At 64.3% G+C, this 14,562-nt stretch carries 10 protein-coding genes and 2 pseudogenes; 7 read left to right on the plus strand and 5 right to left on the minus strand.

Annotation, left to right across the window (positions count from 1 at the left end):
- Positions 1-197: 197 nt before the first annotated feature.
- The 4 genes and pseudogenes from ACP2YO_RS15665 to ACP2YO_RS15680 all read left to right on the plus strand — a co-directional run.
- Positions 198-1,073, plus strand: a complete 876-nt coding sequence (locus ACP2YO_RS15665; protein WP_426441635.1) for an S-methyl-5'-thioadenosine phosphorylase — start codon at positions 198-200, stop codon at positions 1,071-1,073.
- A complete protein-coding gene (gene mtnA, locus ACP2YO_RS15670; protein ID WP_426441636.1) occupies positions 1,070-2,173 on the plus strand; it encodes an S-methyl-5-thioribose-1-phosphate isomerase in 1,104 nt (367 codons plus the stop codon). Before ACP2YO_RS15665 ends, mtnA begins: the two co-directional genes overlap by 4 nt.
- Positions 2,174-2,246: 73 nt before the next feature.
- Positions 2,247-2,789 (plus strand): annotated as a pseudogene (locus tag ACP2YO_RS15675) (tripartite tricarboxylate transporter TctB family protein).
- 22 nt (positions 2,790-2,811) lie between these two features.
- Positions 2,812-4,198, plus strand: a pseudogene (locus tag ACP2YO_RS15680) (tripartite tricarboxylate transporter permease); the annotation flags it as partial.
- Positions 4,199-4,229: 31 nt separating this feature from the next.
- Here ACP2YO_RS15680 and ACP2YO_RS15685 read toward each other — a convergent pair.
- The gene (locus ACP2YO_RS15685) at positions 4,230-5,423 is read right to left on the minus strand and encodes a CaiB/BaiF CoA transferase family protein (protein WP_426441637.1); all 1,194 of its coding nucleotides are present in this window, start codon (positions 5,421-5,423) and stop codon (positions 4,230-4,232) included.
- A gap of 969 nt (positions 5,424-6,392) precedes the next feature.
- On the opposite strand from ACP2YO_RS15685, the gene ACP2YO_RS15690 reads away from it, so the two are divergent.
- Positions 6,393-6,941 carry a tetratricopeptide repeat protein gene (locus tag ACP2YO_RS15690; protein WP_426441638.1) on the plus strand — a complete coding sequence of 183 codons (549 nt, stop codon included), beginning with the start codon at positions 6,393-6,395 and terminating at the stop codon, positions 6,939-6,941.
- Between the two features lie 79 nt (positions 6,942-7,020).
- Here the strand turns inward: ACP2YO_RS15690 and ACP2YO_RS15695 are convergent, their stop codons facing one another.
- The 4 genes from ACP2YO_RS15695 to gspD form a co-directional block, all read right to left on the minus strand.
- Positions 7,021-7,476 carry a hypothetical protein gene (locus ACP2YO_RS15695; protein ID WP_426441639.1) on the minus strand — a complete coding sequence of 152 codons (456 nt, stop codon included), beginning with the start codon at positions 7,474-7,476 and terminating at the stop codon, positions 7,021-7,023.
- 435 nt (positions 7,477-7,911) lie between these two features.
- Positions 7,912-8,364: a TetR/AcrR family transcriptional regulator gene (locus ACP2YO_RS15700; RefSeq protein WP_426443208.1), complete on the minus strand. Its 453-nt coding sequence runs from the start codon at positions 8,362-8,364 to the stop codon at positions 7,912-7,914.
- A gap of 129 nt (positions 8,365-8,493) precedes the next feature.
- On the minus strand, positions 8,494-9,048 hold the full coding sequence (locus ACP2YO_RS15705; RefSeq protein WP_426441640.1) for a prepilin peptidase: 555 nt from the start codon (positions 9,046-9,048) through the stop codon (positions 8,494-8,496).
- Between the two features lie 74 nt (positions 9,049-9,122).
- A complete protein-coding gene (gspD, locus tag ACP2YO_RS15710; protein WP_426441641.1) occupies positions 9,123-11,378 on the minus strand; it encodes a type II secretion system secretin GspD in 2,256 nt (751 codons plus the stop codon).
- Positions 11,379-11,649: 271 nt separating this feature from the next.
- On the opposite strand from gspD, the gene ACP2YO_RS15715 reads away from it, so the two are divergent.
- Both ACP2YO_RS15715 and ACP2YO_RS15720 read left to right on the plus strand, forming a co-directional pair.
- Positions 11,650-13,338, plus strand: a complete 1,689-nt coding sequence (locus tag ACP2YO_RS15715; RefSeq protein ID WP_426441642.1) for a GspE/PulE family protein — start codon at positions 11,650-11,652, stop codon at positions 13,336-13,338.
- A gap of 4 nt (positions 13,339-13,342) precedes the next feature.
- Positions 13,343-14,554, plus strand: a complete 1,212-nt coding sequence (locus ACP2YO_RS15720; RefSeq protein ID WP_426441643.1) for a type II secretion system F family protein — start codon at positions 13,343-13,345, stop codon at positions 14,552-14,554.
- Positions 14,555-14,562 lie beyond the last annotated feature (8 nt).

Consider the following 14,562-nt stretch of genomic DNA (forward strand, 5'->3'; position numbering starts at 1 on the left):
GGCAACATCGAGCAGCTAACGATGGCCAGGAGCGACCATATGTCCCGCGGCCGCGATCGCTTTACCTTTCGCTCGAAATTGCCTTGCAAGCGGTTGGCGAGCGGTGATTATTGCGCCGCAATATGGTCGGACGTCCGGCGTGCCCGATCGGGCTGGGGAAACCCTCTGTCGCTGCCGCAGGACCCAGAGGAGCGATCATGACCAAAGCCGTTCTCGGGATCATCGGCGGATCCGGAATTTACGACCTGCCGGGTCTGGAAAACGTTCGCGAGGAGGCAATCGGGAGCCCGTGGGGCGAACCGTCGGCGTGCTTGCGGCGGGGCGAGATGGCGGGATTGCCGATCGTGTTCCTGCCGCGACACGGCAAGGGGCATGCCTTGTCGCCGTCCGACATCAACTACCGCGCCAATATCGACGTCTTGAAGCGGGCAGGGGTTACCGATCTGGTCGCGCTGTCGGCGTGCGGCTCGTTCAAGGAGGAGTTTCCGCCGGGCACCTTCGTGCTGGTCGATCAGTTCGTCGACCGCACCTACAAGCGCGAGAGTTCATTTTTCGGCAAAGGCTGCGTCGCGCACGTCTCGATGGCGCATCCGGTATCGCCGCTACTGCTTGGGCATCTGGGGGCCGCGGCGGAATCCGAGGGCATCGATTGCGCGCGCGGCGGCACGTATCTCTGCATGGAGGGTCCGCAATTCTCCTCGCTTGCGGAAAGCCTGACCTACAAGGCGCAGGGCTATTCGGTGATCGGCATGACCAACATGCCGGAAGCCAAGCTCGCCCGTGAGGCCGAAATCTGCTACGCAAGCGTGGCGATGGTCACCGATTTCGACTGCTGGCACCCGGCCCATGACGCCGTTACGGTGCAGGATATCATCCGTGTGCTGAACTCGAATGCCGAGAAGGCAAAGGCGCTGGTCGCGCGTCTGGCACAGGATTTCCCGCGCCAGCACGAGCCGTGCCCGATCGGCTCGGATCGCGCGCTCGATAGCGCGCTGATCACGGCGCCCGATGCACGCGATCCCGAGCTTCTCAGGAAGCTCGATGCCGTCGCCGGACGGGTGTTGCGGTCGTGAAGGTCGACGGACAGCATTTTCGCAGCATCTGGCTCGAGCCCGACGGCTGGTCAGTCGGTGCGATCGATCAGCGGCGGCTGCCGCACGAGTTCATCGTCACACGGATCACGACGGCGGAAGAGGCCGGCGAGGCGATCCGCTCGATGCTGGTCCGCGGCGCGCCCTTGATCGGCGCCACCGCCGCTTACGGCATGGCGCTGGCGATGCGCACTGAGGCATCCGATGCAGCGCTCGAGCGCGCGGGCAGGATGTTGATCGCGACGCGGCCGACCGCGATCAACCTGAAATGGGCGCTCGACGAAATGCATCGTGCGCTCGCGCCGCTTCCGGCCTCGGCGCGTGCCGAGGCGGCCTATGCTCGTGCCCGCGAGATCGCCGACGAGGACGTTGCGATCAACAGGGACATTGGCCGTCACGGCCTCGACCTGATCGAGACGATCGCCGCGACGAAGCCGCCGGGCGAGCGGGTCAACGTCCTGACGCACTGCAATGCCGGCTGGCTTGCAACCGTCGATTGGGGAACGGCGACGTCACCCATCTATCAGGCGCATGATCGCGGCATTCCGGTTCACGTCTGGGTCGACGAGACGCGCCCGCGCAATCAGGGGGCCTCGCTGACCGCCTGGGAGCTCGGCCATCACGGCGTGCCGCATACGGTGATCCCGGACAACACCGGAGGTCACTTGATGCAGCATCGAATGGTCGATCTGGCGATCGTCGGAACCGATCGCGTCGCCGCCAACGGTGACGTCTGCAACAAGATCGGGACCTATCTGAAAGCGCTCGCCGCGCGCGACAACGGCGTGCCGTTCTATGTTGCGCTGCCGTCGCCGACTATCGACTTTAGTATCGATGATGGCATCCAGCAGATTCCGATCGAGCAGCGCGCGGCCAGCGAAGTGACCCACCTCACCGGGCGAACGGCGGATGGACGGATCGAGACCGTGCGCGTGGTCCCGGAAGGCTCTCCCGTGGCCAATTTCGGCTTCGACGTGACGCCGGCGCGGCTGGTGAGCGGATTAATCACCGAGCGTGGCGTGCTCAAAGCGGACCGTGCCGCGCTTGCGAGTGCGTTTCCCGAACGCTCTGCCGCTAGCTGAAGGCTCATTGACGTTGATTGCATCAGCACGCTATCCAAATCGCAGCCCTCGCTAGCGCAGATTCTTCGCATCCATGTCCAATTCCGATATTGAGATCGTCGTCGACGATCCGACCGCGCCCGAAGCCGGCTCACCTGCGGTCGTCAGTACCGGCGCCGTCGAGGTCGTCGTGTCGCTGGCGCTGCTTGCGTTCGCGATCACGCTCGGCTAGGAAAATTGGCGCACCGGCGCGTCATGGGACTCGACCGGACCGCAACCGGGCTATTTTCCGTTCTATCTGTCGGTGATCCTCGGCGGCGCCAGCCTTTACGGTCTCGGCACAGCGTTTGTCTCGCGCCGCGAAGCTGCTGAAACATTCGTTACCCGTGCCCAGCTTCGCCGCGTGATGGCGGTGTTCGTGCCGACATTTCTGTTCTGCCTCGCCACGCAATTCCTCGGGCTCTATGTCGCGAGCTTTCTCCTGATCGCAGGCTTCATGCGGCTGGTCGGCAAGATTGCGCTGTGGAAGTCGCTACTGACCGCCTTCATCTTCACCGCCGTGATGTTCGTGACCTTCGACATCGCGTTCGACGTCATCATGCCGAGGGGCCCGCTCGAAGCGGCGTTCGGCTACTGAGCGATCGACAGGATCTCGAGACATGGAAGCCTTCGGGTCTTGCTGCACGGCTTCGTCGTCCTGCTGACCTGGAAAACGCTGCTGCTGATGATGGTCGGCCTCGTGCTCGGCATCTTCGTCGGCGTGCTGCCCGGTCTTGGCGGACCGAATGGCGTTGCGATCCTGTTGCCGTTGACCTTCACGATGGATCCAACCTCGGCCATCGTGATGCTCTCCTGCATCTATTGGGGCGCGTTGTTCGGCGGCGCCATCACCTCGATCCTGTTCAACATCCCCGGCGAGGCCTGATCGGTCGCGACCACGTTCGACGGCTATCCGATGGCGCAACAGGGCAGGGCCGCGGAAACCCTGACCGCGGCGTTCACCTCGTCGTTTATCGGCTCGCTGGTCGCCGTGCTCTTGATCACGTTCCTAGCGCCGATGATCTCGTCATTTGCGCTGAAGTTCGGGCCGCCGGAATTCTTCGCCGTCTATCTCCTGACCTTCTGCTCATTCGTCGGTCTCGGCCGTGAAGCCAAGCACAAGACGGTGATCTCGATGTCGCTCGGGCTTCTGCTTGCCGGCGTCGGCATGGACACGTTGTCGGGCCAGCTGCGCATGACCTTCGGGTCAGCCGACCTGCTGCGCGGCATCAACTTCCTTGTCGCCGTGATCGGGCTGTTCGGCATCAGCGAAATCCTGCTGACCATGGAAGAACGTCTGGCGTTGCGCGGACACGCCGCCGGCATCAGCCTGCGCGTGGTGCTCTCGGCCTGGAAGGACCTGCCGAAATACTGAGCTCATCCTTCATCGGCTGCTGGCTCGGCATCACGCCGGGCGGCGCGATCGCGGCCTCGTTCATGGGCTACAATCTCGCCAAGCGCTTTTCCAAGGGCCCGGAGAGCTTCGGCAAGGGCCGTATCGAAGGCGTGTTCGCGCCGGAAACCGCGGCGCATGCGTCCGGCACGGCCGCGCTGCTGCCGATGCTCGCGCTCGGCATTCCCGGCTCCGGCACCGCGGCGATCCTGCTCGGTGGCCTGATGGAGTGGGGCCTCAATCCGGGCCCGCTGTTGTTCGTCGAGCACAAGGATTTCGACTGGGGCCTGATTACCTCGATGTATCTCGGCAATGTCGTCGGCCTCGTGCTGGTGTTGACCACCGTGCCGATCTTCGCCTCGATCCTGCGGGTGCCGTTTGCGGCCGTCGCGCCGATGATTGTGGTGTCCTGCGCGATCGGCGCCTATGCGATCCAGAATGCGATGTTCGATATCTGGCCGATGCTGGGCTTCGGCGTCGTCGGCTATTTCTTCAAGAAGATCGACATCCCGCTGGCGCCAGTCACGCTCGCATTGGTGCTCGGCAGCCGCGCCGAGGACGCATTCCGCCTCTCGATGATCGGATCGGGCGGCGACATGACGGTGTTCCGGTCGCGCCTGTGGCGGTCGGCGAAGGCCTGAGGCGTCACACCACCTTGCGCTGCCTGAGCTCGGCGATCTCGTCCTTGCCGAAGCCGAACTCGGCCAGCACTTCCTCGGTCTGCTCGCCGAACTCCGGCGGCCGCGCCGCCATCTTGCTCGGTGTCCGCGACAGCGTCACCGGTTGTCCGACCAGCTGGATGTGCCGGTTCTCGTCATTGGGCACGTGCTGGGCAATGCCGAGATGCTTGACCTGGGCATCCTCGAACATCTGGTCGATCGAATAGATCGGCCCGCAGGGAACGCCGGCCTCGTTCAATTCCTTGACCCAGGTCTCGGTGGATTTCTTCTCGGTGAGCTTGTTGATGGTCGCATTCAGCGCATCGCGGTTCTTCGAGCGCAGCGGGGCGGTGACGTAGTCGGGATGGCTGAAGAGTTCGGGCGCGCCGAGGGCCTGCGCGCAACGTTCCCAGATCCGTCCGCCTGTCGTGGCGATGTTGATGTAGCCATCGGAGGTCTTGAACACGCCGGTCGGAATCGAGGTCGGGTGATTGTTGCCGGCCTGTTTTGCGACTTCCTTTTCCATCAGCCAGCGCGCGGCCTGGAAATCCAGCATGAAGATCTGTGCCTGCAACAGCGAAGTCTGCACCCATTGGCCCTGGCCGGAGACCTCGCGTTCCAACAGCGCGGTCAGGATCCCGATCGCGCAGAACAGTCCGCCGGTGAGGTCGGCGACGGGAATGCCGACCCGCATCGGGCCTTCGCCGGGGGCGCCGGTGATCGACATCAGCCCGCCCATGCCCTGCGCGATCTGATCGAAGCCGGGCCGCTTGTGATACGGGCCGTCCTGCCCGAACCCGGAGATGCTGCCATAGACGATCTTTGGATTGATTTGGCGCAGGCTCTCGTAATCGATGCCGAGCTTGCCTTTCACGTCGGGCCGGAAGTTCTCGACCACGACGTCGGCCTGTTCCGCCAGCCGCTTGAAGACCTCAAGTCCTTTGGGGTCCTTCAGATTGAGCGTCATGGCGCGCTTGTTGCGGTGCAGGTTCTGAAAATCGGATCCTTGGCGCGCCCCGCCAAGCTGTTCGCCGCCGGCATCCTCCAGCAGCGCATCGATCTTGACGACGTTGGCGCCCCAATCCGCGAGCTGCCGGACGCAGGTCGGTCCGGATCGGACACGGGTCAAATCCAGCACGGTGAAACGGGACAGCGCTTGGGATGCATGAGGAAAGGGCATTGAGACACCTCTTGTTTGGCGGGCCGATCCGGAAATTACGCCCTGTCTGGCTTAGACAATTTGGCAGGCTTTTCCAACTGTTAGGCGTTATGGCCTGGAAACGATCGTTCGGCCGAGGGCGGCGTTCCCGGCCCCGGATACGGCTGGGCTGATGCGATATCCGCAAATCTACGGGGCCGTCCGACTGGGGGCAGCGGGTTTATGGCTGAGTTCACGGCGGACATTTGTCCAGGCCATAGCGGCCGCTTCACCCCTAGTTTGATGATTCTCCAACGACACTTCCGCAAAAATGCGAAGTAACGAAATGCCCTTGGGGCCGTGTTATTCTCGACGTCTTCGTTAGTTGATTCATCCAAGAGTCGCCGAAGGATAATTCTGTGACTTCTCGTGAGCAAGATCTACAGTTAAGTGAAGCGTCCTCATTCTCGCGACACGATCTGTCCGAGTCTTGCATTTCGTTTGCCCTCGTTCGATGTAGAGGGCGCAGGGAAAGCCGGGCGCCGATGCACCCATGGGCCCGGTGCAACAAAAAGCACCGGGTAGGACCACAGGTGTAACCGGGAACTCCGGCCTTCCCTGCGCGATGGGTTACGGCTTATATCTGCTCTTCCCGGCGAAACCGGGCTTTCTTGTCATCGTCGCCTGTAGGAAGCACCTGCTTCCTACGAACTTCCAGCCTGCCAGTGGAGCTCCGGACCACACGACTTCGCCGTCCGCGTCGCATGCGCTCGTCAGTCGCACGCTGAGCGTCCACCGCATTCCACCGCGCGTTTCTTACGTGCGCTCGCCCCTCAATCGGGTGGGACGGGCCAAAATTATACTTCAGATAAACCGAAATATTTCTGATGCGGGAGATTGCGCCCTCGGGCAAATCAGCGGTAGCGGCCTGACCGCTCGGCACCGCCAGTGGTTCGGTTCTGATTCCAATCCGAGCCGAAAATGCTCTAGTGTCGGCACCGGCGCTACGTGATGGGATCGATGATGACCTGCCTTGAGGATTTGAGCCAGACGACCCGCAGCCTTCTCTCGTGGCTTTCGGCTCTCGTGGCCGCGATGGCCGTGCTGATGCTCACGACCGGTAGCGCACCGGCGCAATCGCTGAGTCGGGGCGTATCGGCCCTCGATCGGCAGGACTATCAGCGGGCGTCAAGGATCTTCATTCCGCTGGCCGAACACGGCAATCCGTCCGCGCAGGCCTATCTCGGTTTCCTGTTCGAGACCGGCCGAGGCGTCCCGCAGAACTACACGGAAGCCGCGATGTGGTATCGCCGCGCCGCCGAACAGGGCGACAGCGTCGCGCAATATTCGCTCGGCCTGCTCTATGACCGCGGCCAGGGCGTGCCGCGCGATATCGTGGAGGCCGGCAAATGGCTCAATCTGTCGACCGCCGCCGCACCGCCCAAGGCGCGCGAGGCGCGGCAGCGCATCCGCGATGCCGTCACCAGCAAGATGTCCCGAGGCGAAGTGGCGCAGTCGCGGCAGCGGGCGTTGGAATGGGCGCCCACAAGGGAGCATTGACGGGCGGGGGCTGGTCAGAAGGACCAAAGGCAAGCTGCACCCGCCTGCAAATAGATGGCGTGAACTCAGGTTGCCACGCTCACCGCTCCCTTGTCTGTCCATGCCGGCGTTGCCCGACGCCATCAAGCCAATAAGGCCGGGAGATCGACCGAAGGCTTCGCACGGAGATACTTGGGGGCGCCGCCGAGCAGGAAGCCAAGCCTTTCAGCGGACGGAAGAGAGGGAAGCGCTTTGCCGAACGGCTGGTTCCGGTGACCAACATTTCGCTGAAGTCGCCACCAAACGCTGCCGCCAAGGTGTATGCATCGGCCTCAACCGCGATGCGGCCGGACTCCGTCGGCACATTGGCACCGCGCGCCCATATCATCGCGGCTTTCTGGCTTCCGCGCAGGTCGTGGGCCTCGGCTTCAAGCGATAGGCTGCCCAATCCGACGGGAATGCGCGGAAACGGGACGGGTACACCAGGAAGGAGAACGTCCTTCGCTACGGACAATCCCTTCGACATTCCGACCGCGACGGAGTCGGTCGGGGTCAACTACGTAACGACGGCGTGGACGGTCAGGTCGGCCGGCTCTGATTGACCTACGACTTCGAAGCGTTCGCTGAAACCTGCGCACAGCAATCGGTCGACGGCGTGGGTCACAAGGGCTGATCCGCCCTGAGAGATGTGTGTTCAGGCGGCTCCGAGAAAGCTGTCGGAATGATCCTCACTGTTTTCGCAGCAAGTACGTCCTCCTTGCTCACCCTGAGAAGCGAACGCGTCAGCAGGCCATCAGACTGCTCCAGGTCGCCGTAGGATTGAAGCGAACCAGCTCGATCCAGGGCAGCCGTGGCGCAGCCTGCGGCCTGCAAGCCAAGGAAGATCGCGCTCAATCGGCTTGCCCCCCTGGCTAAGCCTCTTCCGGGACCACAGCTCGAAGAAGGCGGCAGGCGCCCGGTGGCAAGGTATATTCAAGCCAAATTCAACAATCTAAGAGCTGAGATCGGTTAGTCGTTGGCAGGCAACGCCGCGACAGCGAGACGAAGGCATCGACGGAAGCCATCGCAACGAGCCGGAGGCGCTCGCGGCGGTCCTTGGCCGGCCACAGTTCGCACGGTGCTTCATACACCGCCTGCTCATGCTGGAGAAAATTACCTTGTCGACGCAGACGCAGTGACTCATTTTCACGAACCATCTTCGCGATTGCAATCGATCGGCTCGATTGAAGCTGTTCGAGGCCTTGAGCAACGCTTCCCTCGCCACATCGAGCGGAGTGTCTGTAATCGATCCCTGCAAGACCGTCGCTTTGAGAAAAGCTTCGTAACCCTCCAAATGAGCAACCAGGATGTCGTCCTTGCTTCTGAAATAATGGAAGAAGGTCCGGCGGGATATCCCGGAAACCGCAGCGATTTCGTCGAGAGTCGTTGCTTCGTAGCCTTGGATAGAAACAGCTCAACACCGATACCCGCGATGCGCTGAAGCGTCGCGCGACGATACAGTTCGCGCAGTGTTTCCGCCGATGGCCGGCTTGCATCATGAAAAGCGGACACCCGCGGGTTGTGAGCAAATGTCCTAGCCCAGCAGCGCCTCGGCCAGCCAGCCGAGCCAGATGGCGGGCGCCAGGAACAGGCCGAAGGGCAGGAAGGCGTTCGATCTCAGCGGCCGCCGCAGCAGCACGCCATTGGCGAAATAGGCCGCCAGCGCGGCCAATGTTGCGGCCTCGAACACGGCAAACACGGTGACCAGACCGAGCCAGGCGCCGGCAACCGCGGCGAGCTTGATGTCGCCGAGCCCAAGCCCGTCGCGGCCGCGCCAAGCCCGGTAGGCCGCCATCAGCGCCAGGAACGGCAGCGCGATAGCGAGCGCCCGGCCGGCCGCCCAGAGCAGCCCAAACCAGCCGGCGTCCGGGCCCACGGTGGCGGCCCTGAGCAGCGCCAGCCCCGCTGCGGCCCCCGACAGCTCGTTTGGAATGATGTAGCGTCGTGCGTCCGTGGCGGCGATCGCCAGCATCAAGGCGCCAAGGAATGCGCCCAGCAAGCCGTCCGGCCCGGGCGCGGCCAGCAAGCTCGCCGCCACGACGGCCACCAGCGCGATGGCGAGGCTGAATTGGCGGAGCGCGTCGTTCATGATCACCGGATCAGGCCAGCGGGGCACATCGCCGGCGGTCGGGGCCGAAATCCCGGGCTTGTGGGCGGCGGCCGCTAATGCGGCTGCACCCCGGGCGGGGTCGTCACGACCACGGGATTGCTGGTCCCCACCAGGCGGCTGTTCATCTTGCTGCGCATCTCCTCGGCGATCACGCGCGCATCGACGGCGTCGCGGATCATGGTCGGGCGGATGAACAGGATCAGTTCGGTGCGCGCCCGCGAGGTGACCTGATGCGAGAACGCATCGCCCATGCCGGGAATCTCGTCGAGGACCGGGATGCCCTGGCGTTGCTTGTTCTCGGTCTCGCTGATCAAACCTGCCAGAAGCACGGTCTGTCCGCTCGCGACGGCGATCGAGCTCTTGACCCGGCGCTGCGCAATCGTCGGCGTCAGGCCGTTGGCGCCGGTGGAGGAGACGCTGGAGATCTCCTGCTCGACGTCGAGCACGATATGGCCGTTGGAATTGGCGCGCGGCTGCACGCGCAGGATGATGCCGGTGTTCTTGTAGTCGATGGTGTTGACGACGGTGTTGTTGGCGGTCAGGACGGTGGCGGTGCCGGTCGAGAACGGCACCTGGTCGCCGACCTGCAACGTCGCCACCTGATTGTCGAGCACGACCAGCGACGGGTTGGATAACACCTTGACGTCCGTGACGTTGTGCAGCGCGTCGAGGATGACGCGCGGCGAGTTTTCCGAGCCGATCAGGAAGTTGAAGCCGGGAAGCGCGCGTGACAGCAGCGCGCTGGCGGCGGCGTTCACGGCGTTGCTCGGCGGTTCGACACTGTTGGTGCTGCCGCCTCCGGTCGAGACCGTGTTGGAGATCGAACCTTTCTGGCTCGCCAGGAAGAACTGCACGCCGTAGTTCAGCTGATTGTTCAGCGTCACCTCGGCGATGGTCGCCTCGATGGCGATCTGGCGCTGCGGCCGGTCGATCTGGCGGATGGTCTGGTCGACGATGCGCTGCGAGTCCGCATTGGCGTAGACCAGCACCGCGTTGTTGGTGACGTCGGCGGTGATCCGGACGTTGGGCAGGAAGCTGCTGACGGACGCCTTGTTGCCGGATGCTGAATTGGCCGACAGCTGGTCCTGGCCGGCCGAGGGGGCGCCGCGCGTGTTCAGCGCCGAACTGCCGCCGCCACCGCCGCCACCACCAACACCGCCGCCGGTGACCGGCGTGGCCGCTCCAGACGCCGCGGTCGGCACCGCGCTGAGCGAGGCGATCGGACTGCTGCCCGACGAGGACGCGGAGATGCCCGAGCCCGGTGCGAGCTGGCTGGCGCCATTGTCGAGGGACGACGAGTTACCGCTTGGGGCGATCAGCATATCGGTGAGCAGCGCCACCACCGTCTTCGCATTGCCGTAGCGCAGCGGATAGGATTTCAGATTGACCGCATCGGTGTCGGAGCGGTCGAGCCGCGCGATCCAGGTGGCGGCGCGTTTGAGATAGTCGGGCTTCTGGCTCACCACGAGGACGGCGTTGAGGCGGTTGATCGCCTGGAACTTGACGACATTGGCGCTGAGGCCGCCCTCGCCGGAATCCATGATCTTCTCAAGCTCCGTTATCAGCGGCTCGGGCGATGAGTTATGCACCGGGAAGATGCCGACCGATTGTCCGCGCATCCAGTCGGCGTCGAAGCTCAGGATGGTGTCGATCGCGGACGCCCGATCGGAACCGCTGCCGGTGACGATCAGCGTGTTGCGCCCGTTGTCGGGTCGTACCGCGGTCGCCTTCACGCCGAAGCCATCGAGCAGCTTGAACATCGTCTGTGCCGAGACGTAGCGCAACGGCACCACGCTGATGCCCTGTCCGGCGCTGGCGGTGTCGCCGCGGTCGATGCTGCCGGGGCCGGCTTCCGCCGCGGGCAGCAGGCGGTAGCTGCCACTGTGATCGCGCACCAGCGCGACGCCCGACATCCGCAGCGCGTTCTCAAGAACGTAGATCGCGTCGGCTTTCGGAACCGGGCGGACCGAAGCCAGCGTCACGGTGCCCTGCACGCGCGGGTCGATTGTGTAACCCGCGTTCATGACGTCACCAAGAATGACCTTTGCGACGGTCGCGACCGGCGCATTCTCGAAATTGAGATCGTAGCCGTTGCCGCCGCCATCGCGGTCGGCAAGTGCGCCGCCTTGGGGTGTGGTGCCGTCGCTGAGATAGATCGCCGGCCGAGACGCGTTCTGCTGCCGGAGGCCGCCCGCGCCCGCGTCCATAGTTTGACGGGGCAGCAGGTCGATCGAATTGACTTTCTCGGTGATGTCCTGCGGGCTGGGATCTTTCGGGTTCTTCTCGACCGACTGGTCGGCCGTGACCATGCACGCGGTCAGCGCCAAGGCGGACAAAAATAGAACGAGCGGTCCAGCCAACCCTGAACGCAGGCGCGAAAGCGGGTGCACCACTTTGAACAAAGGACGCCTACCGATACGACAGTTGGAACTGAAACTACGTCCGATCCCCCACGGCCCGGACATTGGCAGATTTGCGCTGCGATTATGTTTTTGCTACTAGAAGAGTCAAGCGCTAAGGCCCTGTTGCTGCACGCGATCGCTGTTGTATTCCGGTAACAAAGTTAGCGGTGGGGATTCGATGCGCGATCTGTCCGCAGAGACCTTCCGACAGCATCTCCTCGAAAAATATTCCTTGCCGCCACGCGCGCGTGCTCGTGCACAACATCCTGCCAATTCAACCCTGGCGCGTCCCTTGCGCGAGTTGTGGGAGGCGACCGATCTGTCGGCTGCCGAATTCGCCGACGAGGTCTCCGATTATTTCGGCGCGGTGCGCCTGAGCCTGCCGCAATTGCTCGCGGCAACGCCGTGTCTGGACGGATTTTCGCGTCGCTTCCTGCGCGAGTCCACGGTCTTCCCGTTCCGCGCCCCGAATGGCGGCTATCGCATCGCGGTCGCCGATCCCTCCGACACCGCCGCCATTCGCGCCGCCGAGATCGTGTTCGGCGAGCCGGTCGAGGTCGCCGTGGCGTCCTTCGAGGATGTCACGACAGTGCTCGACCAGCGCATCGAGGCCGCTGACGCCGGCGCTGAAGAAAGTGCGAAGGGATCGAGCCAGCAATCCGACGACGATATCGAAAGCCTGCGCGATCTCGCCAGCGGCGCGCCGGTGGTGCGCGCGCTCAACGATCTGCTCGAGCGCGCCGTCGAGCTGCGCGCCAGCGACATCCACATCGAGCCGTTCCGCACCGGTCTCGTCGTCCGCTTCCGCGTCGACGGTCTGCTGCGCGCGATCCCTTCGCCCTCGGGGATCCCACCGCAGGCCTTGATCTCGCGTGTGAAAATTCTCGCAGGGCTGAACATTGCCGAACGCCGCCTGCCGCAGGACGGTGCGGCGCGCGTCCGCGTCAGCCGCGCCGAGCTCGACGTCCGCGTGGCGACGATGCCGACGCAGGGCGGCGAAAGCGCCGTGATCCGCCTGTTGCCGCGCGATCGCGGCCTGCTCGAGATGAGCAGGCTCGGGCTCGCCGCGCGCGACGAGACCATCCTGTCGCAGCTATTGGCGCTGCCGCATGGCATGATCGTGGTAACGGGCCCGACCGGCAGCGGCAAGACCACGACGCTTGCCACCATGCTGTCGATCCTCAACGAGCCAACACGCAAGATCCTGACCATCGAGGACCCCGTCGAATACGAAATTCCGGGCATCAACCAGTCGCAGGTGAAGCCCTCGATCGGGCTGACCTTCGCGTCGGCGATGCGCTCGTTCGTCCGCCAGGACCCCGATGTGATCATGGTCGGCGAAATCCGCGACGCCGAGACCGCGCATATCGCGATCCATGCCGCGCTGACCGGCCATCTCGTCCTGACCACGCTGCACACCGAGACCGCGGCGGCCGCGGTGCCGCGGCTGATCGATCTCGGCATCGAGGGCTTCCTGCTGAAGTCGACCTTGCGCGCGGTGGTGGCGCAGCGGCTGGTGCGCGTGCTGTGCGACCGCTGCAAGGTGCCGCACACGCTCTCGAGCGCCGACATCGGCAAAGATCCGCGCTTTGCCGTGATCGGCTTCTCGGCCGGCGAGGTGATTCACGAGGCCGGCGGTTGCGAACGCTGCGGCGGAACCGGCTATCGCGGCCGCAACGGCGTGTTCGAAATCCTCGAAATGAGCGATGACGTGCGCAGGCTGATCGGACCACAGACGGACTCGCACTCCATCGACCAGGCGGCGATGGCCGGCGGCATGACCACGATGCTGGTGGATGCGGTCGCGAAGTGCCGCGCCGGCATGACCACCGTGCCCGAGGTGTTCCGCGTCACGACGATCCGGTGATGTAATGCCGAGCTACCGCTACCGCGCAATGAACCCCGACGGCGAACTGGTCTCCGGCGCGATCGCGGCGCCCGCACCCGGCGACGTCGCGGCCAGAATCGAGCGGCTGGGTCTCGTGCTGGTCGACAATGTCACGCTGGAGGAGGGCGGCTCGGCGGGCGGCGCCTTCAGCCTGTTCAACAAGCCGAAACCGGAGGACGTCACGATCTTCACCCGCGATCTCGCGTTGCTGCTGCGTGCCGGCGCGCGGATCAATGACGGGCTCGAACTGCTCGCGGCCGACCGCGATTTCGGCCGGTTGCGGCCGGTGGTCGCCGACATCCGGTCCCGCGTCGTGGCCGGCGAGAGTTTTGCCGAGGCGCTGGCGCGGCATCAGGGATTGTTTCCGCCGATGTATGTCGCGCTGATCCGGGTCGGTGAGGCGTCCGGCTCGCTCGACCGCGTGCTGGAGGTGCTGGCCGACGAACGCAGCCGCTCCGAGACGCTGAAGCGCCGGCTCAGCGATGCCGTGCGCTATCCGCTGTTCGTGCTGAGTGCCGCCGGTTGCGTGCTGCTGTTCTTCCTGACCTTTGTGCTGCCGCAGTTCGCCAGCGTGCTGCAGGATTTCGGCGCCAAGGTCGATCCGATCGTCCTCGGCGTCCTCAATCTCTCGACGTTCCTGCGCGCCAATTCGGATGCGGTACTGGCGACCCTGGCCGCGGCGATCGCGGTGGCCTGGTTGTTGCTGAGGCGGGAAGGGGTCCGCCACGGCCTGATGACCGCGGTGACCCGGCTGCCGATGATCCGGGAGGTGACGAAATATTACCGGACCTCGCTGTTCTGCCGGAACCTCGGGCTGCTGCTCGGCAGCGGCGTCAATTTGACGACGACGCTGCGCATCCTGGTCGACATGATGGCGTCAATCGGTTCGACTACAGTATGGACGGATGCCGCCGATCGGGTCCGGCATGGGGCGAAATTGTCGGACGCGCTGGCCGACACCGACGCGTTGCCGGCAATGGCGGTGCGTATGCTGCGGCTCGGCGACGAGACCGGGCAGTTGCCGATGCTGGCGGGCCGGGTCGCGGAGTTCTATGAGGCCAAACTGCAGCGCACGCTGGATCGCGTGGTCGGGATCGCCGGCCCCGCGGCGATCATCGCGATCAGCTTCGTGGTCGGCGGATTGATCGTGTCCGTGATGACGGCGCTGATGTCGGTCAGCCAGCTCGTCGATTGAGGTCTGTT

It is taken from the genome of Bradyrhizobium genosp. P (genome assembly GCF_049949265.1).
Classification (GTDB): domain Bacteria; phylum Pseudomonadota; class Alphaproteobacteria; order Rhizobiales; family Xanthobacteraceae; genus Bradyrhizobium.